20 protein-coding genes and 1 pseudogene are annotated in these 23,127 nt (G+C 72.2%); 12 read left to right on the top strand and 9 right to left on the bottom strand.

Annotation, left to right across the window (positions count from 1 at the left end; all coding sequences use genetic code 11):
* The first annotated feature begins 84 nt into the window (after positions 1-84).
* From OG776_RS38385 to OG776_RS38375, 3 genes are all read left to right on the top strand, one after another.
* A complete protein-coding gene (locus tag OG776_RS38385) occupies positions 85-1,074 on the top strand; it encodes a FecCD family ABC transporter permease (protein ID WP_329323380.1) in 990 nt (329 codons plus the stop codon).
* A gap of 106 nt (positions 1,075-1,180) precedes the next feature.
* On the top strand, positions 1,181-2,194 hold the full coding sequence (locus OG776_RS38380; protein WP_261994364.1) for a FecCD family ABC transporter permease: 1,014 nt from the start codon (positions 1,181-1,183) through the stop codon (positions 2,192-2,194).
* 4 nt (positions 2,195-2,198) lie between these two features.
* A complete protein-coding gene (locus OG776_RS38375; RefSeq protein WP_329323379.1) occupies positions 2,199-3,176 on the top strand; it encodes an ABC transporter ATP-binding protein in 978 nt (325 codons plus the stop codon).
* A 294-nt stretch (positions 3,177-3,470) separates the two neighbouring features.
* Here the strand turns inward: OG776_RS38375 and argB are convergent.
* Both argB and OG776_RS38365 read right to left on the bottom strand, forming a co-directional pair.
* Positions 3,471-4,255, bottom strand: a pseudogene (gene argB / locus OG776_RS38370) (acetylglutamate kinase).
* Between the two features lie 86 nt (positions 4,256-4,341).
* On the bottom strand, positions 4,342-5,289 hold the full coding sequence (locus OG776_RS38365) for a methionyl-tRNA formyltransferase (protein ID WP_329323377.1): 948 nt from the start codon (positions 5,287-5,289) through the stop codon (positions 4,342-4,344).
* Positions 5,290-5,374: 85 nt separating this feature from the next.
* Here OG776_RS38365 and OG776_RS38360 point away from each other — a divergent pair, with 85 nt between their 5' ends.
* From OG776_RS38360 to OG776_RS38345, 4 genes are all read left to right on the top strand, one after another.
* Positions 5,375-6,721 (top strand): lysine N(6)-hydroxylase/L-ornithine N(5)-oxygenase family protein, encoded by a 1,347-nt coding sequence (locus OG776_RS38360; RefSeq protein WP_329323376.1) that lies wholly within the window; start codon positions 5,375-5,377, stop codon positions 6,719-6,721.
* Between the two features lie 232 nt (positions 6,722-6,953).
* Complete coding sequence (locus OG776_RS38355; RefSeq protein ID WP_329323375.1) at positions 6,954-8,645, top strand: ABC transporter ATP-binding protein; 1,692 nt, start codon at positions 6,954-6,956, stop codon at positions 8,643-8,645.
* Positions 8,642-10,519 carry an ABC transporter ATP-binding protein gene (locus tag OG776_RS38350; protein ID WP_329326600.1) on the top strand — a complete coding sequence of 626 codons (1,878 nt, stop codon included), beginning with the start codon at positions 8,642-8,644 and terminating at the stop codon, positions 10,517-10,519. Before OG776_RS38355 ends, OG776_RS38350 begins: the two co-directional genes overlap by 4 nt.
* Positions 10,519-11,577, top strand: coding sequence for an iron-siderophore ABC transporter substrate-binding protein (locus OG776_RS38345; protein WP_329323372.1), 1,059 nt, complete (start codon positions 10,519-10,521; stop codon positions 11,575-11,577). Before OG776_RS38350 ends, OG776_RS38345 begins: the two co-directional genes overlap by 1 nt.
* 201 nt (positions 11,578-11,778) lie before the next feature.
* Here the strand turns inward: OG776_RS38345 and OG776_RS38340 are convergent, their stop codons facing one another.
* Positions 11,779-12,930 carry an ABC transporter permease gene (locus tag OG776_RS38340; RefSeq protein ID WP_148009815.1) on the bottom strand — a complete coding sequence of 384 codons (1,152 nt, stop codon included), beginning with the start codon at positions 12,928-12,930 and terminating at the stop codon, positions 11,779-11,781.
* A gap of 831 nt (positions 12,931-13,761) precedes the next feature.
* On the opposite strand from OG776_RS38340, the gene OG776_RS38335 reads away from it, so the two are divergent.
* Positions 13,762-14,451, top strand: a complete 690-nt coding sequence (locus OG776_RS38335) for a TetR/AcrR family transcriptional regulator (RefSeq protein WP_148009814.1) — start codon at positions 13,762-13,764, stop codon at positions 14,449-14,451.
* Between the two features lie 24 nt (positions 14,452-14,475).
* On the opposite strand, the gene OG776_RS38330 is transcribed toward OG776_RS38335, so the two are convergent.
* The 3 genes from OG776_RS38330 to OG776_RS38320 form a co-directional block, all read right to left on the bottom strand.
* The gene (locus OG776_RS38330; RefSeq protein WP_329323371.1) at positions 14,476-15,087 is read right to left on the bottom strand and encodes a flavin reductase family protein; all 612 of its coding nucleotides are present in this window, start codon (positions 15,085-15,087) and stop codon (positions 14,476-14,478) included.
* Between the two features lie 170 nt (positions 15,088-15,257).
* On the bottom strand, positions 15,258-16,697 hold the full coding sequence (locus tag OG776_RS38325) for a gamma-aminobutyraldehyde dehydrogenase (RefSeq protein ID WP_329323370.1): 1,440 nt from the start codon (positions 16,695-16,697) through the stop codon (positions 15,258-15,260).
* Positions 16,698-16,713: 16 nt separating this feature from the next.
* Positions 16,714-17,115 carry a nuclear transport factor 2 family protein gene (locus OG776_RS38320; RefSeq protein ID WP_329323369.1) on the bottom strand — a complete coding sequence of 134 codons (402 nt, stop codon included), beginning with the start codon at positions 17,113-17,115 and terminating at the stop codon, positions 16,714-16,716.
* A gap of 227 nt (positions 17,116-17,342) precedes the next feature.
* Between OG776_RS38320 and OG776_RS38315 the strand changes: the two genes are divergently transcribed.
* Together OG776_RS38315 and OG776_RS38310 are read left to right on the top strand one after the other, a co-directional pair.
* Entirely contained in the window at positions 17,343-18,794 is a 1,452-nt protein-coding gene (locus tag OG776_RS38315; protein WP_329323368.1) for a PucR family transcriptional regulator, read from the top strand.
* A 182-nt stretch (positions 18,795-18,976) separates the two neighbouring features.
* On the top strand, positions 18,977-19,795 hold the full coding sequence (locus tag OG776_RS38310; protein WP_329323367.1) for an SAM-dependent methyltransferase: 819 nt from the start codon (positions 18,977-18,979) through the stop codon (positions 19,793-19,795).
* A gap of 61 nt (positions 19,796-19,856) precedes the next feature.
* Here the strand turns inward: OG776_RS38310 and OG776_RS38305 are convergent, their stop codons facing one another.
* Positions 19,857-20,777 (bottom strand): helix-turn-helix domain-containing protein, encoded by a 921-nt coding sequence (locus tag OG776_RS38305; RefSeq protein ID WP_329323366.1) that lies wholly within the window; start codon positions 20,775-20,777, stop codon positions 19,857-19,859.
* 98 nt (positions 20,778-20,875) lie between these two features.
* Entirely contained in the window at positions 20,876-21,106 is a 231-nt protein-coding gene (locus OG776_RS38300; protein WP_187285659.1) for a DUF397 domain-containing protein, read from the bottom strand.
* Between the two features lie 353 nt (positions 21,107-21,459).
* Between OG776_RS38300 and OG776_RS38295 the strand changes: the two genes are divergently transcribed.
* Both OG776_RS38295 and OG776_RS38290 read left to right on the top strand, forming a co-directional pair.
* Positions 21,460-21,894 carry an ATP-binding protein gene (locus OG776_RS38295; RefSeq protein WP_443077317.1) on the top strand — a complete coding sequence of 145 codons (435 nt, stop codon included), beginning with the start codon at positions 21,460-21,462 and terminating at the stop codon, positions 21,892-21,894.
* A gap of 65 nt (positions 21,895-21,959) precedes the next feature.
* Complete coding sequence (locus tag OG776_RS38290) at positions 21,960-22,433, top strand: hypothetical protein (protein WP_187285658.1); 474 nt, start codon at positions 21,960-21,962, stop codon at positions 22,431-22,433.
* Between the two features lie 309 nt (positions 22,434-22,742).
* Here the strand turns inward: OG776_RS38290 and OG776_RS38285 are convergent, their stop codons facing one another.
* Positions 22,743-22,964, bottom strand: coding sequence for a hypothetical protein (locus OG776_RS38285; protein WP_148009807.1), 222 nt, complete (start codon positions 22,962-22,964; stop codon positions 22,743-22,745).
* Between the last annotated feature and the right edge of the window lie 163 nt (positions 22,965-23,127).

Here is a 23,127-nt window from a genome sequence, read left to right as displayed (position 1 = left end):
GATTAAGGCCTGCCTAACCTAAGGGAGTTGGCCGTTGGAGACCGTAAGGTGAGCGGGGGCAAGCGGATACGCCCCGTCCTTCTCATGACATCGCTGGGCACTGCCCTGGCCGGGCTCTGTCTGCTGTCGATCGCCGTCGGCGCCGCCGGAATCCCACTGGACCAGGTGGTCCGGGCGCTGTTCGGTCACCCGCCCAGCCGCCTCGTGGAGAACATCGTGTGGACGGCGCGCGTTCCGCGCACGGCACTGGGTCTGTCGGCCGGAGCGGCGCTCGGGCTGTCCGGCGCGCTGATGCAGGCGCTGACGCGCAATCCGCTCGCCGACCCCGGAGTGCTCGGGGTCAGCGCCGGAGCCTCCTTCGCCATCGTGCTGGCCGTCGGCGTGCTGGGGCTCGGATCGTTCTACGGATATGTGTGGTTCGCGTTCGCCGGCGCCCTGGCCGCCAGCGTGTTGGTCTACCTCCTCGGCAGGCTGGGGCGATCCGGTCCGACCCCGGTCAAACTCGCGCTCTCCGGAGTCGCGGTGACCTCGTTGCTGTCCTCGCTCACCAGCGCGATCGCCCTCACCGACCCGGACGCGCTGGACCGTTACCGCTTCTGGTCGGCAGGCTCCATGGCCGACCAGGACGGAGCCACCGTACTGCGCATCCTGCCCTTCCTGGCCGTGGGCGGCGCACTGGCCCTGGCCTGTGCGCCGGCCCTCAACAGCCTGGCCCTCGGCGACGACGTGGCGGCCTCACTCGGCCGGCGGCTGGGCCTGGTCCGGCTCCAGGGCGTCGCCGCGATCACCTTGCTCACCGGCGCGGCCGTCGCGGTCATCGGGCCCGTCGTCTTCATCGGTCTGGTCGTCCCCCACATCGCCCGCGTCCTCGCCCGGTCGGCGGGACTCGGCCCCGACCACCGCTGGCTGCTCCCCCTGTCGGCCGTGCTCGCCCCCTGCCTGCTGCTCGCCGCGGACATCCTCGGACGGGTCGTCGCCCGGCCCACCGAGGTGCAGGCGGGAGTCGTCGTCGCCTTCATCGGCGGCCCGTTCTTCATCGCCCTGGTGCGCCGCCGGCGGCTGGCGGAGGTGTGACATGACGGACTCCACCACCACGACGAGACCGCCGGGCTCCGCCACGGAGCGGCTGGGTCCGGCCTGGCCACCGCTCCCTTCCGGCTTCCGCGCCTACCGGCTGACGATGCCGCCCGTCTCCGGAGTCCTGCGACCGCGCCTGGTCGTTCTCTGCATGGTCCTCGGCGTCGGCACCTTCCTGCTGTTCTGCTGGGGTCTGACCATCGGCGACTACCCGATCGCCTTCGCCGACGTCGTCCGCGCCCTGGGCGGCTCGGGCGACCCCGGCACCGTGCTGGTCGTCCAGGACCTGCGGCTGCCGCGCGCCCTGGTCGGACTGCTGGCCGGGATCGCGTTCGGCGTCTCCGGCGCGCTCTTCCAGACCATGACCCGCAATCCACTGGCCAGCCCCGACATGATCGGCCTCACCCAGGGAGCGGGCACCGCCGTGGTCGCGGGCATCGTCCTCGGCTGGGACGGCGGCCTCGGCACCCAGTCCCTCGGGCTGTTCGGGGCGCTGGCGACCGCCCTGCTCGTGTATCTGCTGGCCTGGCGGCGGGGCACGACCGGCTACCGGATCATCCTGGTCGGCATCGGCGTCTCCTGGATGTGCGCGAGCGCGACCGACTACCTGATGGCCAAGGGCGGGCGGTTCGAGGCGCAGGCCGCCCTCGGCTGGCTGGTGGGCAACCTCAACGGCCGTACCTGGGGCGAGACACGCCCCCTCGCCGTGGCCCTCGCGGTCCTGCTGCCGACGGCCCTGCTGCTCGGCCGGCTGCTGCGCACCCTCCAGCTCGGCGACGACATCGCCACCGGTCTGGGCACCCGCGTGCAGTCCGTACGGCTCGCCGTGCTGCTCACCGGCGTCGGTCTGATCGCCTTCGCCACCGCCGCGGCGGGCCCCGTCGCCTTCGTCGCGCTGGCCGCCCCACAGATCGCCCAGCGGCTGGCCCGCACCGCCTGGCCCCCGACCGTGGCCTCGGGACTCACCGGCGCCCTCGTGGTCCTCGGCGGCGATCTCATCGCCCGTACGCTCGTCCCCGGCACGGAACTCCCGGTCGGCATCGTCACCGGCGTCCTCGGCGCGCCGATCCTGCTCTGGCTGCTCGTCCGCGCCGACCGCGCGGGCTCAGGAGGTTGATCCCATGTCGGTCGAACCCATGCCGGTCGAACCCTTGCCGAACGGCTCCCTGTCCACCGGTCCCCTGTCCACGGACACCCGGCCGGCCGAACCGCCACCGGCCGGCTCCCCGCCCGTCGTCCCGACCCCGGCCGCCGGTCCGGACCTGCGCGCGAGCGGGCTGCGACTCGCGTACGACAGCCGCCTGGTGGTGGACGGTCTGGACCTGGTCGTCCCGCCGGGCCGCATCACCGCGATCGTCGGTGCCAACGCCTGCGGCAAATCGACCCTGTTGCGGGCCCTCGCCCGGCTGCTCGCCCCCCGGGCGGGCAGCGTCGAGCTGGACGGCCGGACGCTGCACTCCCTGCCTTCCAGGGAACTCGCCCAGCGCCTCGGCATCCTGCCGCAGAGCCCGGTGGCGCCCGAGGGGCTGACCGTCGTGGACCTGGTCAACCGCGGGCGCTCACCGCACCAGACCTGGTGGCGGCAGTGGTCGAGGGCCGACGAGCAGGCCGTGCGGCAGGCACTGGCGGCCACCGGCATGACCGAGCACGCGGACCGCCCGGTCGACGAACTCTCGGGAGGACAGCGGCAGCGTGCCTGGATCGCCATGGCCGTCGCGCAGGGCACCGAGGTGCTGCTCCTCGACGAACCGACGACCTACCTCGACCTGGCGCACCAGATCGACGTGCTCGACCTGGTCACGGACCTCAACCGGCGGGAGGACCGCACGATCGTGATGGTGCTGCACGACCTCAACCAGGCCTGCCGCTACGCCGACCACGTCGTCGCCATGAAGTCAGGACGGATCGCCGCCGAGGGCGCGCCGGCCGAGGTCATCACCGAGAAGACGGTGGCGGACGTCTTCGACCTGAACTGCCGGATCACCACGGACCCGGTCAGCGGGACGCCGTTGGTCATCCCGATGGGGCGGCACCACGGAACGCCGTCCCCGGAGACCGCGGCCCGGACCGCCGACGGAGGCGCCCCGACCACCGGCTGAGGGGCCTGGACCTTCACCTCCTCGCCGCGCCACAAGGTGCACCTGCTCCGGCCCCGGCCCCGGCCCCGGCCCCGGGCACCATGGCGGCGGCCTGACCGGCCCGGCAGTCCGGCGCGGCGGGAGCGGCGACGCGTCCCGGGCGGCCGCACGCGAGACCCCCCGCGCGGCCGCCCCGCCGGACCCGCTCCGTGCGGACGGACCCGGACGGACAACCCGTTCGGACGGACGTCCTCGAACTCGAACTCGAACTCGAACTCGGCTACAGGAGACTCCAGTTGTACGAGTCCTGATCGCCTACACCGCGCCGTCGTCCGGCAGGACCACCGTGCCGGGGGATCCCGCGGCGCCCGTCAGCCCGTCGAGGAGGGCGTGCGGGGTGCGGCCGTCGAGCACCCGGGCCGCCGTCACCCCGGACCGGACGGCCCGCAGCCACGCCTCCATCTTCGGTACCATGCCGCCGCCCAGCCCGGGGAGCAGCACCTCCAACTCCCCCGCGGTGATGCGGTCGACGACCCGGTCGCTCGTCGGCCAGTCCGGGTACAGGCCGGGCACGTCGGTCAGCACGACCAGCGCGTGGGCCCCGAGCGCCGCGGCGACCGCACCGGCCGCGGTGTCCGCGTTGACGTTGTAGACCTGGCCGTCCTCGCCCCGGCCCACCGAGGAGACCACCGGGATGTGGCCGTGTTCCAGCAGGATGCCGAGGACCGCGGTGTGTTCACCCGGGCCACGTCCCCGACGAGTCCGATGTCCACGCGTTCACCGGCCACCTCGGCGTACCGCTTGACGGCGGTGAGGGTACGCGCGTCCTCCCCGCTGAGCCCGACGGCGTGGGGACCGTCCTCGTTGAGCAGCCCGACCAGTTCCTTCTGGACCTTGCCGGAGAGCACCATCCGTACCACGTCCATGGTCTCCGGCGTGGTGACGCGCAGTCCGTTCAGGAACTCGGACCGGAGGCCGAGCCGGTCCGGATGGGCGCCGATCTGCGGCCCGCCGCCGTGCACCACGACCGTCCCGACTCCGGCGCGCCGCAGAGTGAGGACGTCCTGGGCGAAGGCGCGCCGCAGCGGCCCGTCGGTCATGGCGTGGCCGCCGTACTTGACGACCACGGTCCGGCCGCGCAGCGGCCCCAGCGACGGGAGCCGGACGGCCGGTGCGGAGGCGCCGCTCACGGGCGGGCGGTGAGGTAGCCGCCCATGGTCCGGAAGTAGTCGGTCGCCGCGTGCTCGGCACCGTCCTCGGTGCGGACCCGCCGGACCAGCAGCCCGCGCAGCCGGCCGGTCCTCGCCCCGGCACCGGCCACGACGACGATGCCGTCCCCCTCGCGGATGAAGATCCGTCCCGGGGTGCCCCCGTAGCACCCCTGCGACACCGAGGCGTCGACGATGCGGAGGCGTGCGCCGCGATGGTGGGTGAAGGCGTTGGGATAGGGGTCGGACTGGGCGCGCACCAGGCGTTCGAGGTCCTCGGCGGGCCAGCTCCAGTCGATCCTGCTGTCCTCGGGGGACCGCTTGTGGAAGAAGCTCGCGCGGCTGCGGTCCTGCGGTATCCACCGCGCGCGGCCGGAGGCGATCAGGTCGAGGGACTCGGTCACCACCGGCGGGATCAGGTCGACGGTGCGGTGGAACAGATCGGTGACGGTGTCGGTCGCGCCGACCGGCACCGCCCGTTGCAACAGGATGTCGCCCGCGTCCAGTTCGGCGTTCATCCGGTGCGCGGTGACGCCGACCTCCCGCTCTCCGTTGATGAGCGCCCAGATGAGGGGTGAGAAGCCCGCGTAGGCCGGCAGCAGCGAGTCGTGGATGTTGAGCGTGCCGTGCGGGGGGAGTTCGAAGACCTCCGGGGGCAGGACGGTCCGCCAGTTGTTGGCGACGATGATGTCCGGCGCGGATTCCCGCAGTGCGGCGAGGAGTTCGGGGTCGTCGGGCCGGTTGCGCAGGAGCACCCGGATGCCGTGCTTCTCGGCGAGGTCGGCCACGGAGTCGTCCCAGATCTTCTCGTAGGCGTGCTCGCTCCCGGGGTGGGTCACCGCCAGCACCACCTCGTGGTCGGACTCCAGCAGAGCCTGAAGCGTGCGATGCCCCCAGGTCTGATAGCCGAACATGACGACCCGCATAGTCGATCCTCTCTTCGAGACCACCATTGCAAGGTAAGGCTAACCTTATTTACCATCAGGGGTGCCCAAGGGAAGGGAAGTTGCGGTGAACGCACTGCACGACGAACCTGACGCCATCCATGACCTGCTCGGTATCGGTTTCGGACCGTCGAACCTCGCACTGGCCATAGCCGTCGAGGAGCACAACGCCCGAGCCGCCCCCGAGGACCGGCTCCACGCGAGGTTCCTGGAACGACAGCCCTCCTTCGGCTGGCACCGCGGAATGCTGATCGACGACGCGACGATGCAGGTCTCCTTCCTCAAGGACCTGGCCACGATGCGCAACCCCACCAGCGACTTCACCTTCCTGTGCTTCCTGCGGGAACGCGGCAGGCTGGTGGACTTCCTCAACGCGAAGACGCTCTTCCCGTTGCGGATCGAGTTCCACGAGTACTTCGAGTGGGCGGCGGCCCGGCTCGCGCATCTCGCCGAGTACGACGCCGAGGTCGTCTCCGTCGAGCCGGTGACCTCGGACGACGGCGAGGTCCGCTGGTTCGACGTGACCAGTCGCGTGCCCGGCGCACCGGAGCGCACCCGCACCCGCAGGGCCCGCAACATCTCGGTGGCGGTCGGCCTGGAACCCCGTCTGCCGCCGGACACCGCCCTGTCGGACCGCATCTGGCACAACAGCGAACTGGTGCCGCGTGTCGCGCGGTTGACCGGCTCCGGCACCCCGGTCGGCCGCATCCTGGTGCTCGGCGCGGGACAGAGCGGAGCCGAGGTGGTCGACTTCCTGCACCGCTCGTTCCCCGAGACGGAGATCTGCGCGGTCTTCGCCAAGTACGGGTACACCCCCGCCGACGACAGCCCCTTCGCCAACCGGATCTTCGACCCCGACGCGGTCGACGTCTACTTCCGGTCGGCGCCCGAGGTGAAACAGTCGCTGGTCGACTACCACCGGAGCACCAACTACTCGGTGGTCGACATGGATCTGATCGAGTCGCTGTACGCCACCATGTACCGCGAGAAGGTCCTGGGCCGCGAACGCCTGCGGCTGCGCAACGTCTCCCGCATCCGGGACGTACGCACCCTGGAGGACCGCCTGGACGTCACGGTCGAGTACCTCCCCACCGGCGAACGTGAGGCGATCTCCTGCGACCTGCTCGTCCACGCGACCGGCTATCGCCCCAGAGACCTGGACGCGCTGCTGGGCAGGGCCGCGAAGCTCTGTCTGCGGGACCACAACGACGCCCTGCTCGTCGGTCGTGACCACCGGGCCGAGTCCTCACCCGAGGTGACGGCCGGCATCTATGTGCAGGGCGCGACGGAGCACACGCACGGGCTGACCTCGACCCTGCTGTCCACCACCGCCGTACGGTCCGGCGAGATCCTCGACTCCCTGCTCACCCGGCGCGCGGACGACACGGCGTCCACGACGTCCGGCCGCACGTGAACTTCCCTATGAGTCAGTTCCGTTGATGCACACGGGACGGCGCGCCGTCCGCGTGCCGTCCTGCCGAACCGGACGGGAACCGGGCAGGAACCGGGCAGGAACCGGATCGGCATCCGGCGGCGCACGCGGCCGGCACCGGGGGTTGATCCCTTCCGCGCCCAATACCGCACCGGACAGCCATACTTAAGGTAGCCTCACCTAAGTTTGTTTCGCCAGGTCCCGGAGGGGTGGGATGAGTCCTTCGTATCCGTCGGGACGCGACGTGCTGCGCGAGTCCGTCGGCGGTCAGCGCGGGCGCGTCGCGCTCAGCGCGCTCCTGGGCTCAGGACACCAGATCGGCGAGGCACTGGTACCCGCGCTGATCGGCATCGTGATCGACCACGCCGTCACGAGGTCGGACACCGGCGCCCTCGTCCTGTGGCTCGGAGTGCTCGCCGTGGTCTACGTGGGTCTCGCCCTGAGCTTCCGGTTCGGCGCCCGGTCCGGTGAACTGGCCGCCGTCCAGGCCGAACACACCCTGCGCGTCGCCCTCGTACGACGCGTCCTGCATCCCGGTGGCGGCGCCGAGGAGGGCCGGCTGCCCGGAGCCCTCGCCAACATCGCGACCGAGGACGCCAGACGGGTCGGCGCCCTGAGCATGGCGCTGATGTCCGGGATCTCGGCGCTGGTCGGCATCGCCACCTGCGCCGTCGTCCTGCTGCGCACCTCGGTCACCCTCGGGCTGGTCGTCCTCCTGGGCACTCCCGTACTGCTGTGGCTGGGACACCTGCTGAGCAAGCCGCTGGAGACCCGCAGCGAGGCCGAGCAGGAACGGGCGGCGCACGCCTCGGCCGTCGCCGCCGACCTGGTGACCGGACTGCGTGTCCTCAAGGGCATCGGCGGCGAGTCGACCGCCATCGCCCGCTACCGCACCACCAGCGACGACTCGCTGCGCGCGACCCTGCGCGCCGCTCGCGCACAGGCCTTCCAGAGCGGGATGGTGCTCGCGCTGACCGGCTGTCTGATCGCCGCCGTCGCCCTGGTCGGCGGCCGGCTCGCCGCTCAAGGCAGCATCACACTCGGCCAGTTGGTCTCGGCGGTCGGTCTCGCCCTGTTCCTGCTCGGCCCCCTCGAAGTCCTCGCCTGGGTCAACGCCGAGCTCGCTCAGGGCCGCGCCTCGGCCGCCCGGATCGCGGAGGTGCTCGCCACGGCTCCCGCGGTCACGGCGGGCGGTTCCCCGCTGCCGCGTCCGGTGCGCGGCGCCGTCCGACTGCGGGCCCTCAGCCACGGCGGGCTGCACGACCTGGACCTCGACATCGCCCCCGGCGAACTGCTCGGTGTCGTGGCCACCGATCCGGCGGACGCCGCCGACCTGCTGCGCTGCCTCTCCCGGCAGTCCGACCCCGACGCCGGGTCGGTCGACCTGGACGGTGTGCCCCTGCGTGATCTGGACCCCGCCGAGATCCGCGCCGCGATCCTCGTCGCCGAGCACGACGCGGACCTCTTCGAGGGCACCGTCCACGGGAACGTCACCGCCGCGGCCGGTTCCCGCGACCCGGAACCGGCGATGGCCGCCGCCGGGGTCGCCCAGGTCACCGGGACGCTGCCCGACGGCGCCGACACGGCGGTCAGCGAGCGAGGCCGCTCGCTCTCCGGCGGTCAGCGCCAACGCGTGGCGCTGGCACGCGCGTTGGCGGCGGACCGGCCCGTGCTCGTGGTCCACGAACCGACCACCGCGGTCGACGCGGTGACGGAGGCCCTGATCGCCACGGGCATCCGCGAGATCCGCAAGGGCCGCACCACGGTGCTCCTGACGACCAGTCCCGCACTGCTGTCCGCCACCGACCGGGTGCTGCTCATCCACGCCGGCCGGGCCGTCGACACGGCCCCGCACGACGACCTGGTACGCCGCCACGAGACCTATCGGACGGCGGTGCTGGCATGAGCGACCCGTCGGCGAACCCGAGTGAGGAGACCATGACCGTCCGTGCGCTGCTGCCCACCGCGACACCGGCCCGGACCCGCGCGGCCGTCCGCGAACTGGTCGGAAAGCAGCGGTGGCTGACTCTCGGAGGCTTCGCCACGATGGTCGCCGCGACCGCTGCCGGACTGCTGCTCCAGCCACTGCTGGGGCACATGGTGGACGTGGTCGCCGATCGCCGGCCGGCCGGGGACCTCACCCTCCCGGCCGTGCTGCTGGTCGTGGTCGCGCTCGCCCAGGGCGGCGCCACCGCGCTCGGGCTCTCCCTGGTCTCCCGGCTCGGTGAGACCGTACTGGCGCGGCTGCGCGAGCGGTTCGTGGACCGTGCCATCCGGTTGCCGGTGGAGCAGGTCGAGAAGGCCGGGACGGGCGACCTCTCGGCCCGTGTCACCCGCGACGTCTCGGTGGTCGGCGAGGCCGTACGCTCCGCCCTGCCCGAACTGGCCCGCTCCCTGCTCGCCATCGTCCTCACGCTCGGGGCGATGGCCACGCTCGACTGGCGCTTCCTGCTCGCCGCTCTGGTCGCGGTCCCCGTCCAGGCACACACCGCCCGCTGGTACGTGCGCAACGCCGTTCCCCTGTACGCCCGTCAGCGGATCGTCACCGGGGAGCAGCAGCAGCAACTGCTGGACACCATCTCGGGCGCGAGCACCGTCCGCTCCTTCCGGCTGGAGGACCAGCACACCGCCCGGGTCACCGAACGCTCCTCGGCCGCGGTCGAGTTGACGATGCGCGGGGTGGAACTGGTACTGCGGTTCTACAACCGGCTGCATGTCGCCGAATACACCGGCCTCGCCGCGGTCCTGGTCACCGGATTCCTGCTGGTGCGCGGCGGATCGGTCTCCGTCGGCACCGCCACGGCCGCGGCCCTCTACTTCCACAGTCTGTTCACGCCAGTGAACTCCGCGCTGGTCCTGCTCGACGACGCACAGTCGGCGGCCGCCGCGCTCGCCCGGCTGGTCGGGGTGGCCGAACAGCCCTCCGCGGCACCGGACTCCCGGACCCCCGCCCGAGCTCCGCTCGACGCGGCCCCGGACCCTGCCCCGGCCCCGGCCTCCGGCACGGTCGACGTGCACGGCGTCCACCACGCGTACGAGCCCGGCAGGCCCGTGCTCCACGACATACACCTCACGCTGCGGGCCGGGGAGCGGGTGGCCCTGGTCGGGCCGAGCGGGGCGGGCAAGACCACGCTCGCCAAACTGATCGCCGGCGTCCACCGGCCGACGTCCGGCTCGGTTCGGCCGGCCGGCCCCGCCGCGTCCGCCACCGGTCTTCCGGTCGCCCTGATCACCCAGGAGACGCACGTCTTCGCCGGGCCGCTCGCCGAGGACCTGCGCCTGGCGCGGGCCGCGGCCTCCGACGACGAGCTGCGCACGGCCCTGGCCGTGGTCGACGCGCTCGACTGGGTCGAGACGCTCCCCGACGGGCTCGGCACGGTCGTGGGCGAGGGCGGGCACCGCCTGACACCCGCTCAGGTCCAGCAACTCGCCCTGGCCCGGCTGGTGCTGGCCGACCCTCCGGTGGCCGTCCTCGACGAGGCAACCGCCGAGGCCGGCAGCGCCGGTGCCCGGCTCCTGGAGAAGGCCGCCGCCCGGGCCGTCGAGGGCCGCACCGCCCTCGTCGTCGCCCACCGCCTCACCCAGGCCGCCGCCGCGGACCGGATCGTCGTCATGGAGGACGGCCGGATCGTGGAGAGCGGCACCCACGCCGAACTGTGCCCGGCGGACGGGACGTACGCCACGCTCTGGCGGGCGTGGTCCGGCACGCGCGCGCCGGCCGACCAGCCCTCTCGCACCGCCACCGCCACCGCCACCGCCCCAACCATGAAGGACCACTGATGCTCGGCTCTCTCAGAGGCACACGGCTCGCCGCGGCGCTCGCCTCCGTACTGATGCTCTTCGTCACCGTCGCGGCCTGCGGCTCCTCAGGGAGTTCGGGGGCCGGGCCCGAGAAGCCCACGGCCGCGAACAAGGCCTTCCCCGTGACCATCGCGCACAAGTACGGCAGCACCACCGTCAAGGCGGAACCGCAGCGGATCGTCACGGTCGGTCTGACCGACCAGGACTCCGTCCTCGCCCTCGGCAAGGTTCCCGTCGGCACCACCGAGTGGCTCGGCGGCTACAAGGGCGCCATCGGGCCTTGGGCCGCCGCCGGTCTGGGCGGCGCGAAGGTGCCGACCGTGCTCAAGGACACCGGTACCGGCCCGCAGACCGAGAAGATCGCGGCGCTCCGTCCGGATCTGATCCTCGCGGTCTACGGCGGTCTCACCAAGACGCAGTACGAGACGCTGTCGAAGTTCGCCCCGGTGGTGGCCCAGCCGAAGGAGTACAACGACTTCGGGGTCCCGTGGCAGCAGCAGACCGAGATCATCGGCAAGGCGCTCGGCCAGGAGGCGAAGGCCAAGTCCCTGGTGGACGGCGTCGAGAAGGACTTCAAGGCGGCGACCGAGAAGAATCCGGAGTTCGCCGGGTCGACCGGCGTCGTGGCGACCCCGTACGAGGGCATCTTCGTCTTCGGCAGCCAGGACCCGCGTTCGCGCGTCCTGACCGACCTCGGTTTCACCCTGCCGACCGACCTGGACAAGGTCATCGGTGACGAGTTCGGTGCCAACATCAGCAAGGAACGCACCGACCTGCTGGACACCGACGCCGTCGTGTGGATCGCCTCCGACCCCGCGAAGGACGAGGCCAAGCTGCACAAGGACGCGCTGTACGGCGATCTCGAGGTGGCCCGTCAACACCGCGAGGTCTACCTCAAGGAGACCAGCGACTACGGCAACTCGGTCTCCTTCGTGACGGTCCTGAGCCTGCCGTACATGCTCGAACGGCTGGTGCCGCAGCTCGCCGCCGCCGTGGACGGCGACCCGGCGACGAAGGTGCCCGCCCCGGCGTCCTGAGCCCACCGCGCCCGTAGCGGACCGTGGCCGCCGTCGGAGCGTGACCGGTGCCAGGGCCTGGCCGGGGCCGGAGCGTGACCGGGGCCGGGGCCTGACCCGGGGCGGGAAGACGGGTGACCCGTGCTCCCGCCCCCGGCCGCTCCCGCTTCCCCTTCCGCTTCCCACGGGTGAAGGCACCCACGGGAAGATCGGCGCGCGGGCTCAGTTGCCGGCCAGGGCGGCGGCCCGCGCTCCGACCACGACGGCGGCCGGCGCGTCCTCCCGGCGCGCGGCGAGCCGGTCCAGCAGGTACTGGAGGGCCAGGCAGCCCACGACCCAGCCGATCAGCGCGCACAGCGACCCGGTGAGGTGCGCGTTGTCGAAGTACGCGGCGTCGCGCAGCGCGCGGATCGCGGCCGATGGCGCCAGGAGCTCGGCCAGCGGGGAGAGCCAGGCGGGCAGATAGGTGGCGGGCAGGATGCCTCCGGAGGTGGCGTTGCCCAGGATGAGCAGCAGTACGGAGGCGACCGGCATGCCGAGCGGCCCGAAGAGCCGCAGCAGGACTCCGGTGGCGGCGGCGGTCGCCCACGCGAGCAGCCCCACCACGACGGCCACGGTCAGGAAGGAGGCGGGCAGCGCGCCGAACCCGGAGTGCGCGATGAGGGCCACCGTCACACCGGAGGCGGCGGCGAAGACCAGCATCGACGCCGACCGGGCCGCGAGCGGCAGGCGCGGGGCGATCTGGTAGGAGGAGACGGCGAAGAGGAAGCCCGCGAGGACGACGCCGAACGAGGCGTAGAAGGCCGAGAGGCCCCGTGCGTCCCCGGCCGCCAGCGGGCGCACATCGCTCACGGGGACCGGGTGGCCGACCGCCTTGGTGGCGGCCGTGGCGAGGCTGGAGACGACGGAGGGGCCCTGCGCGCCGGCGGCCAGCAGACGCGTGCCGTGGGCGTCCTTGACCAGCGCGGCCGGCACCTCGTCGTGGACGATGGCGTGACGGGCGGCGGCCGCGTCCGCGTACCGGTGGAAGGTGTAGGCGTCCGGCGCCGCGCTGTTGAGCGCGAGTTCCGTGCGCGCGGCCACCGTGTCGGACGCGGCGATGCCGAGCGGCTGGTGACGTGCGCTGGGGGCGTGGAAGGCGGCCAGATAGACCGCGACGAATATCGTCCCGATCGCCAGCGCGGTGACGACGGGTACGAGCATCGCCTTACGGACTCCGGCGGCGGCCGCGAGCACCGGGGCCGGGATGCCCGGCTCGGTGTCGTCCAGCGCGTGACGGCCGTGCGCGGGGCGATGGCGGTCCGGATGCGCGGCCGGGTCGTACGGGGTGCCGTCGGGTGAGGCGACGGCGGGGAGTTCCGAACTGGGCTGCATGAGGAGAGGGCTCTCTGGGTGTCCGCGGCGTACGCGGAAGGTGATCCCGGTCGGGAACGCGACCGGTGGTCGGGAGGAGTGCGGGATGGAGTCGCCAGCGGGGTGGAGTCGCTTGCGGGTTCGGCCGTGTCGCGGCTCCCGCTCCGGCGGCGGGGCTGACGGTCTCGGCCAGGACGATCCGTGACGGTCCCGGTCAGGACAGTTCGTGACGGTCCCGTTCGCGACGATCCGTGACCGTCCCGATCAGGACGGTCCGTGTCCGGCCGCAGGGGTGTGCCGGTGCGACGCACTCGCCAGGGGCGAACGGGATGCCGCCCGCACCAAGGGCGTGTGCGCCGGCGTCCGGCGGCCCGCCGAGCGAGCGGCGCCGGTGTCAGCGCCGGGGCGACGGCGCCGGCCCGCACGGGGACCGACCGGTGCCCCGGCGTACCCACGCGACGACCCGTGCGCCGGTCACCTCCGTGGCGTCCCGGCGGCTGGTCGCCACCGCCCCGCCCTTGCAACGTGCCAGCTGCACGGTCGTCACCGCTTCTCATCTCTCGCGACAGGTCTGGAGTGCCGCGAGTGACACCGTCGGCGCCCGCGACGCGCACCGGCCCGCGGTACGGGGACACCCCGCGCCGAAAGGCGCACGCACACGGCGTGGCGCCCGAGCCGACCTGATCGACGGTACACTAAACGCAGAAAATCCTGCACTTGTTGTGCTGTGGCCCCCGCCACTGCCGTAATCTCGAACCGTCCGCCGGCTCGGACCACGGAGGGCCGGTCCACGCGGAACCGGTACACGCGGAGCCGTCCACACCGCACCGACCAGAAGGCGACGGGCCCCCGGTGACTCGCAGCGCAGCGCACGAAGACGGCCGACCGCGGTTGCGGGCGGACGCCGCGCGCAACCGTGCCCAGATCCTGGACGCCGCGCGTGCCGCCTTCCGAGAGCTCGGCACGGCCGCTCCCCTGGACGAGATCGCCCGCCGCGCCGGGGTGAACATCGCCACGCTGTACCGGCGTTTCGCCGACCGTGACGCCCTCATCCGCCAGGTCGTCGTGGACGGCTTCGCGCTGGTCCTCCGCACCGTGCGCCGGGCGCTGGAGGCCGCGCCCCGTGACCCGCTGGCCGCCATCGGGGAGTTCCTGCTCACGCTGGTCGAGGAGCGGGAGATGCTCGTCCTGCCCCTGATCGGCGGGCCGGTCACCGACGATCCCGAGGCGGCGGCCCTGCAGCGGGAGATCGTGGCCGCCCTGGAGGCGCTGCTGGCCACGGCCCGCGCCCAGGGGGTGATCCGCGCGGACGCCACCGCGGTGGACCTGATCGCCACCGGAGCGCTCTCCTGCCGCCCGCTCCCCCACCTCCCGGCCGACCAGGCCAGCGCGCTCGCCGCCCGTCACGTACGCATCTTCCTCGACGGCCTGCGGCCGGACGGTGCCCGGCCGCTCCCGCCTGCCCCCACGAACGAGGACCTCACCGTCCACCTGCACCCCGTGAAAGGCCACGGACGGCGGACCGGCCCCGGCGAGGTGTGACCGTACGGGGACGGCTCACGTCCCTCAGTCCGTCGCCTGCGGCTCCTCGTAGGGGATGCGCGAGAGGTGCAGGACCTCGCCGAGCGTCCCCCACTCGTCGCCGCCGAGCTTGGTCAGCGGCCGAAGCCGTGCGGAAGCGGGCCGCCGGCCGGCCATGAACTCCTCGTGGACCGCCATGTGGAGCACCCGCCCGAAGACCACCGTGGAGTTCCCGAGCCGCAGCGTCGTGTGCGAACGGCACTCCAGGACGACCGGGGAGGCGGCGACCCTGGGCGGCCGCACATGCAGGCTGGGTTCGCGTTCGATGCCCGCGTAGCCGAACTCGCTCACGCTCCGCGGGAAGTCCGTGGCGGTGGCGTTGATCTGGTGGAGCAGGGGCTCGGAGGCGAAGTTGACGACGAACTCCCCGGTGTCCTCGACATTCCGCAGCGAGTCCTTGCGGCCGATCGAGGTGAACTGCAGGATCGCCGGATCGGTGCTGGCGATGGTGAAGAAGGAGTGCGGTGCGAGGTTCTCCGTGGCCCCGTCCGGTGTGACGGTGGAGATCCACGCGATCGGACGAGGCACCACGACGGAGGTCATGAGCCCGTAGAAGGACGTCCTGTCCATGGCCTCTGGATCGAAGTCGACGCGCATGGCCTCACCTTCCACGGACGGTGCGGCGGGTGAGGCGTTCGACACGCGGGCCCCCGGAGCGTCTCACCGGCGCCCGGCCGCGCACGCTCGGCGCGCCGGCCGTTCCGCGTCGCTGGGGCGCCGGACGCACGGGTGGTCCGGCACCGCACCGGCGGGCAGCCCCCGCGGGGTCAGAGCGAGGTCATGACGTGCTTGACGCGGGTGTAGTCCTCGAAGCCGTAGGCGGACAGGTCCTTGCCGTAGCCGGACTTCTTGAAGCCGCCGTGCGGCATCTCGGCGACGAGGGCCATGTGGGTGTTGATCCAGACACAGCCGAAGTCGAGGTTCCTGGACATCCGCATCGCCCGTGCGTGGTCCTTGGTCCACACCGAGGAGGCCAGGGCGTAGTCGACTCCGTTGGCGTACCGCACGGCCTGCGCCTCGTCGGTGAACGACTGCACGGTCATGACCGGTCCGAAGACCTCGTTCTGCACGATCTCGTCGTCCTGCCGCAGACCGGAGACCACCGTCGGGGCGTAGAAGTAGCCCTTCTCTCCGACCCGGTGTCCGCCCGCCTCCACCCGGGCGTGCTCGGGCAGGCGCTCGATGAAGCCGCTGACCTGCGCGAACTGGCCCGCGTTGTTGAGCGGTCCGTACAGGACGTCCTCGTCGTCCGGCCGCCCGGTCCTGGTGGCGGCCGCGGCCGCGGCGAGGGCCGCCACGAACTCGTCGTGGACCGACTCGTGGACGAGGACGCGGGTCGCGGCGGTGCAGTCCTGACCGGCGTTGAAGAAGCCGCCGACCACCAGGTCCTCGACCGCCTTGGCCAGGTCCGCGTCCTCGAAGACCACCGCGGGCGCCTTGCCGCCCAGTTCCAGGTGGACCCGCTTGAGGTCCTTCGCGGCACTCCGCGCCACCTGGACGCCGGCGCGTACCGAGCCGGTGATGGATGCCATCGCCGGCGTCGGGTGCTCCACCATGAGCCGGCCCGTGTCGCGGTCGCCGCAGACCACGTTGAAGATCCCTCGCGGCAGGTCCAGCTCCTCCAGGACACCGCCGATGATCCCGGCGAGCAGCGCCGTGGAGGCCGGGGTGGTGTCCGAGGGCTTGAGGACGACGGCGTTGCCCGCGGCGAGCGCCGGAGCGAACTTCCACACCGCCATCAGCAGGGGGTAGTTCCACGGTGCGACCTGGGCACAGACACCGACCGGCTCGCGACGGATCATGGAGGTCATGCCCTCCATGTACTCGCCGGCCGAGCGGCCCTCGAGCATGCGCGCGGCGCCCGCGAAGAAGCGGACCTGGTCGATGGCGGGGACGATCTCCTCGCTGCGGGTGAGGTGGAGCGGCTTGCCGGTGTCGCGGCTCTCGGCGGCGACGAGTTCGTCCGCCCGCGCCTCCATGGTGTCAGCGATCCTCAGCAGCACGCGCTGGCGCACCGACGGTGTCGTGTCGCGCCAGACCGGGAACGCCGCGGCCGCCGCGGCCATCGCCGCGTCGACGTCCGCCGCCCCCGAGAGCGGCGAGGTCGCGTACACGTCTCCGGTGGTGGGGTCCACCACGTCGAGCGTGCGGCCGTCGGAGGCGTCGGTGAAGGCACCGTCGATGTAGTTGCGGAACGTGGTGCTCATGGAACGTCTCTCCCGGTCAGGCGGTGGTACGTGCGGACAGGTGCTCGTGGACGGCGGTCCAGCCACCGGTGCCGGCGCGGGTGAAGACGATGGTCTCCCGCTCGTGGAGCGTCTCCTCCCCCGCATGCGTGGCGACCCGTGTCGCCACGTCGTGGCTGAAGACGGCCGTGTCCCCGAAGTCCTGGACCAGCCGGCCGGACGAGACACAGCCGAGGACGCGGAAACCGTCCTCTTCCACCCATCGCTGCCAGAGCGCGCGGTAGTCGGCCGCCGAGCCGAGCCGTTCCGGGGTGGTGTGGAAGACGAAGGTCGCGTCCGGGGCGAAGGCGCCGAAGTAGTCGTCGAGCCGGCCCTCGGCGAACGCCGCGACGAGCGCGTCCGCGGCGGCCCGGACTTCCTGGACGGTGGTGGTGCTCATGGTCAGCTCCTGGTCACGGGCGTACGGCGGGGGCGCGACGCGCGGGGCCGGTCACGGGGATGCGGTGGCGGTCCGGCCTCCGCGTCCCGGTCGCGGGTCTCGATTCAGGTGACCGAGGCCGCCACGGGCACTCCGCCCTCCGTGCACGGGCGGGGCGGTCCCAGCAGTCTGTGCCGCCGGACGATCACCGACAATTGTGTCCGCCACGGAGATGTAGCGTTGCTGTTGTGGCTGCCGACAAACTCACGGTCGAGGACCTGCTCTCCTACCCGGCGCTCCAGCTCTCCGTGAAGGCCGGTCGGGGCGGCCTGGGCCGTTCCGTGTCCTGGGCGCACGCCAGCGAGCTCGCCGATCCGACACCCTGGCTCCTGGGCGCGGAGGTGATCATGACGGCGGGTCTCGCGGTCCCCGGCACCGCGGCCGGACAGCGCGCCTATCTGGAGCGGCTGGACGACGCCGGGGTGTCCGCCCTCGCCCTCTCGGCGCAGCTGCACATGCCCCCGCTTCACGACGCCTTCTTCCAGGCGGCGGAGGAGCGCGGTTTCCCGGTTCTCGAGGTGCCGCTCGCCGTTCCCTTCATCGCGGTCTCGCAGGAGGTGGCCGCCTCGGTCCAGGAGGACGCCCGGCACCGGCTGGGGGCGCAGCTGCAGGTCTTCGGCTCGCTGCGCTGGCTGGTCGCGGAGGATCTGGACACACCGGCGCTGCTGCGCCGCCTCGAAGGTCTGTCGGGATACGACGTGTACCTCTGCACGCCCCAGGGACGTCCGCTGCTGCCGGGCGTCCCCACGCCGGACCCCGGGGTGCTGCCCGCCTCCGTCGACGCTCCGCCGACGATCCCCGGCGGGTTCGTGCTGCCGGTTCCCGCGCCGGGCGGTCCGGCGGGCTTCCTGGTCGCCCACGAGCGGCGGGGCGCCCAGCCCGCGGGGCTCGCCGTCGTCCAGCACATCGCCACGGTGGCGGCACTGCGGCTGGCGATGGTGCGCAACGAACGCGAGACGCTGCGCCGTGAGGGCGCGGAGACGCTGGCCGAGCTGTTGCAGGAGGTGCTGGACCCGGAGGCGGCCCGGCGCCGGCTGGCACGGCACGCGATCGAGGGCGACGCGGTCCTGCTTGTGGTCCGCCGCACCACCGACGAGGCGCTGCTGCGCTGCCTGGAGAACCGTCCCCATCTGCTGCTGACCCGGGGTGAGGACCGCTATGTGCTGGGGGCGCCGGAGCTGTCGGAGGCGGTCGGCGGACTGCCGGACGTGGCGGCCGGGATGAGCCGCCCCTTCGCGCCCGGTGCCGCGCTGAGGGTCGCCCAGCGCGAGGCGCTCTGGGCGGTCTCGAAGGCCGCCGAGTCGGGCCGGTCCGTCGTCCGCTACGGCGACGACTCGACGGGCCGCTGGCTGCCCGACGACCCCGCCGTCCTGACCGCGCTGGTCGAGCATGTGCTGGGGGAGGTCCTGCGCTACGACGCGGCCCACGACGCGCAGTTGCTGGTCTCCGCCCGCACCTGGATGGAGCGCGACCGGCGCACCGAGACGGCCGCGGCGGCGCTGCACATCCACCCCAACACGCTCTCCTACCGCCTGCGCCGCTTCGGCACGCTCGCCGGCCGCGATCTGACGTCGACGGGGGCGCTGGCGGAGGTCTGGCTGGCCATCCAGGCGGCGGGGACCCTGGGTCTCACCGACTGACGGCTCCGGCGACGGACGGCGGCATGGGCGGAACGGAGCGTAATGGACCGGAACGTACGGGAGGGCGGCGGAGTCCGTCGAGAGATCCTCGGTCGACGGGCTGGCATCGCCAAATGCCCTTTGCCTAGGATGTATTGTCTGTCAAGCCAAGCCACTTGAAGCAGCTTGGAGCTGGGGGAACGATGCAGGCTGGAAAGCAGTTGTCCACGAAGATCGACGCCACGGTACCCACCGCCGCCCGCATGTACGACCACTATCTGGGCGGCAAGGACAACTACGCTGCGGACCGTACGGCCTGCGCCGAGCTGGACAAGGTCGTGCCGAGCACCCGCGTCCTGGCGCTGAACAACCGGCGGTTCCTGCAGCGGGTCGTCGGGACGCTGGCGGCGGACTACGGCATCCGGCAGTTCCTCGACCACGGGTCAGGCCTGCCCACCCAGGACAACGTCCACCAGGTCGCCCAGCGTGTCGATCCGGAGTCGCGGGTCGTGTACGTCGACAACGACCCGATGGTGCTGGTGCACGGCCGGGCGCTGCTGGACCAGAACGACCGCACCACGGTGATCCACGCGGACCTGCGGGACACGGAGAAGATCTTCTCCCACCCGGACACCCAGCGTCTGATCGACTTCTCGCAGCCGGTCGCCGTCCTGTTCAACTCGGTCTTCCACTGCATCCCGGACAGCGAGACCGACGGCCCGCTCGCCGTGGCCCGCAGAGTGGCCGAACGGCTGGTTCCCGACAGCTGCATGGTGATGTGTCAGCTGGTGAGCGAGGACGCGAAGGTCCGGGAGTTCGTCACCGACTTCATGGACAAGGCGACCCAGGGACACTGGGGCAGGGTCCGCGAGGAGAAGGACGTGGCCGAGTGGTTCGCGGACCTGGAGGTCCTGGAGCCGGGTCTGGTCGAGGTGTCCACGTGGCGGCCGGACAGTGAGGTGGCACCCCGTCAACTGACCCAGGAATGGGTGGAGTTCGGCGGCGTCGGACGCCTCAGGTAGGAAAGGCCGTCATCGTCGCGCGTGGGCTCCACCGGCCGAGGCCGGTGGAGCCCACGGCCGTTCAGGAGGCGGAGTACCGGTCGTCGACCGTCTTCTGAAGCAGGGTCAGGGTCTCGCGCGGAGTGAGTGCCTCATCGCCCAGCCGGTCCAGGGCGAGGCGATACTCCTCGGTCTCGTCCCGGTCCTCCAGGAAGTTCGCGCTCCTGATGTGCTCCAGGTAGACGATGTCGGGCAGGTCGAGGCCGCCGAAGCGCAGATAGGTGACCGGAATGGCGGGCGCGGAGGCGTTCGTCACGTCCAGGGGAACGATCTGCAGCGTCACATGCGGACGCTGGGCCATGTCCACCAGGTATTCCAGTTGCCCACGCATCACATCGCGGCTGCCCAGCACGCGCCACAGGACCGACTCGTCGATGACCGCCCACAGTTGGGGGGCGTCCTCGCGCAGCAGCAGTTCGCGGCGGCGCGTGCGCAGTTCCACGCGGCGCTGCACCTCTGCGGCAGGTGCGGTGGGCAGACCCCGTTCCACCACCGCTCTGGTGTAGTCCGGGGTCTGGAGCAGACCGGGAACGTACTGGATCTCGAAGGTCCGGATGGCGGCGGCCGCCTCCTGCAGTCCGACCAGCCGGTCGAACCACTCGGGCATCAGCCGCTTGTCGTAGCGCTGCCACCACCCGGGCTCACCGGCCCGCCGCAGCAGCTGGAGCAGGACCGACGCCTCGTGGCCGTCGGTCTCGTAGTGGTCCAGCAGCGCGCGGACGTCCGCCTCCGTCGGGGGCCGCCGCCCCTTGCCCGCCTCGATGCGCGACAGCTTCGCCGGGCTGAACCCGAGGGCCCGCGCGGCCTGTTCCTGCGAGAGACCGGCGTCCTCACGGATGCCCGCGAGCTGGACGCCGACCAGCATCTTCAGCAGGGTCGGGGCGGGCTCGGTGCGCTGCAGATACGGTTCGAGGCGGGAGGTACGAGGTGACTCGGCGGACATCCTTGCTCCCTGTGGACCGGCAGACGAGAAGAACCATCCTCGCATCATTCGGCCCTCTGTCGCATACTCCCGCAGAAGTGGAACCACGCGGCTCCGCTTCAGACCAGGTGATCGAACTCCCCGTCCTTCGCTCCGGCCAGGAAGGCGGCCAGTTCGGCGGCCGTGTAGATGAGGGCCGGCCCGTCGGGGTCGCGCGAGTTACGCAGCGCCACTCCCCCCTCGTCCAGCGGCGCCACCTCGACGCAGTTGCCCTCGGCGTTGCTGTGCCGGCTCTTGACCCAGCGGACACCCAGCGAACTGGCCCGCGTTCCGTTTCGCACTGATGGCACCGGACTCTCCTCGCTCACGTTCCACCACGGTGTACCCGTCGGCCGTCCCGGGTCGGACCGGTCCCACGCGGTCCTGTTCCAGCCACAACCTCTGCAATTTCCCGTGAAATTGCACGCCGGGCGTCGACAGGATGGATAATAGCCGGGTCGTCAACCGCACCGTTGGCGCACCGGACCTGACGTCGCATCAGGGAGATGTCGTGTCGTTATCCGCACCCCAAGCACCAAGTCCCGCAGGTGGAACGGCCGTGCCGTGGTCGGGTCGGACGGCTCCGGCCGGTTCCCCCGCGGACGGAGCGCCCGCCGGCCTCCCCGGACGGGAGCGCGCCGGAAGGGACGAGCCCAGGGGCCACGTGCCCAGATCCGCGAGCCTGCGCATCACCGAGTCCCCTCAGGGATTCGCCCAGGCACGCGACTTCACCCGTCGCACCCTCGGCGGCTGGGCGCTCGGCGACCGCAGCGACGACGCCGTGCTCGTCGTCACCGAACTGGCCACCAACGCGGTGCTGCACGCGGGTCCTGAGTCCCTCGACGGGCAGTCGGATGTGTGGCTGAGGCTGTCCCTCCGCCGCGCTCACGTCGTGTGCGCCGTCACGGACCAGAGCGACAGTCCTCCCCTGTGTCCCCGTACGGACGACACCATGGAGGTCCACGGCCGCGGACTGCGTATCGTCGAGGCGCTGTCCGAACACTGGGGCTGGACCAGGTCACCCGTGGGCAAGACCGTCTGGGCCATGCTGCAGGCCCCTCCCCGGCAGGCGTCTCCGGCCTGGCAGGACCCGGCATGACGCACGCCACGGCGGCGGAGCGACCCGCCGCTCCTCATCCCCCAACTCCTCACGCGGGAGCGGACATGGAGACAGCTCTCAAGGACCTCGAAGACATCCCCTGGCGCGAGCTCCAGGACTCCACCGGGGTGGCCACCGCCATCCCCTCGCTGCTCACCGCCCTCATGTCGGGCGACGAGGCCACCGCCTTCGCCGCACTCGCGCGTCTGCGGCAGCGCATCTGCCAGTACGGCTTCGTCGTGGACCAGGCCACCGCCGCCACCGTGCCCTTCCTGTGGGAGCTCGCCCAGCTTCCCCAGGTCGCGTGCCGCGTGCAGATCCTCCGGCTGCTGAAGAACATCGCCGACGCCCGGCAGTGGGAGAGCACGGCCATGGCCTATCCCAAACTCCTCAACCGCCGCGAAGACTACGTGGGTTGGGAGCGCGCGGCGCGCCGCGCCGTACGGGACCATCGCGAGAGCATCCCGCGCCTGCTCGCCGAGCCGGACAAGGAAGTCGTCCGGGCGACGAGGGAACTCGCCTCCGCGCTGACCGACTGACGCACCGTCCGGCGGGCCTTCCGCCCGGTCGCCCCACGGGCGGTCGCGGGTCAGGCACCGGCCGTCGGAGACAACAGCGGTGGCGAACCCGGGCCGTGTCAGTGGGCCGAAGCGGTCCCGCCCGTCGATGTGGGCCCCCGTCGGCCGCCGTTGCGCGCACGTCCTCGGCGTCCACGGTCTCTTGCCGAGGACAGCCCCGCGATCGGCCTCCGGCCCACCGACGCCCGTCCCGTCCGGCCACAGCCCGGTGCGCACGGGCACACCGGGGGTTCCCGCTCCGGGGCAGGAACCCCCGGATCGCGCGATGACTCAGGGGACGATGGGCGCGATGTCGGCGGTTCCGTCGTGGTTGTCGTAGAGACAGAAGGTCGTCTTCATCGGGATGTCGAAGACGATGCCTCCCGTCGCCACGCACTGCGCCTTGGTGACGGCCGGCCGGGAGGCGGCGTCGGCGGCGGCCCCGGTGGCCAGGACGAGGCCCAGGGCCCCGAGAGTCGCGGCCACGGCCGCGGCGGCAGAGCGAGAGCGCATGTCTGTCTCCTTCTCCTGTCGGTCCGTACGTCGGCATGATCCGAACGTCGGCAGGAGCAAGCCTGCGGCACCCCTCGCGAGGAATTCCCTAGTGTGGGCGCACACGGGCGACCCGCGTTCCACGCCCCTGGGCGGCGCCGCGTGGTGCACCGGGTCGTCGGTA

It is taken from the genome of Streptomyces sp. NBC_01689, from assembly GCF_036250675.1.
In the GTDB taxonomy this organism is placed as follows: domain Bacteria; phylum Actinomycetota; class Actinomycetes; order Streptomycetales; family Streptomycetaceae; genus Streptomyces.
Note: the sequence above shows the minus strand (reverse complement) of the source record. Positions and strands in the feature narration are given on the sequence as shown.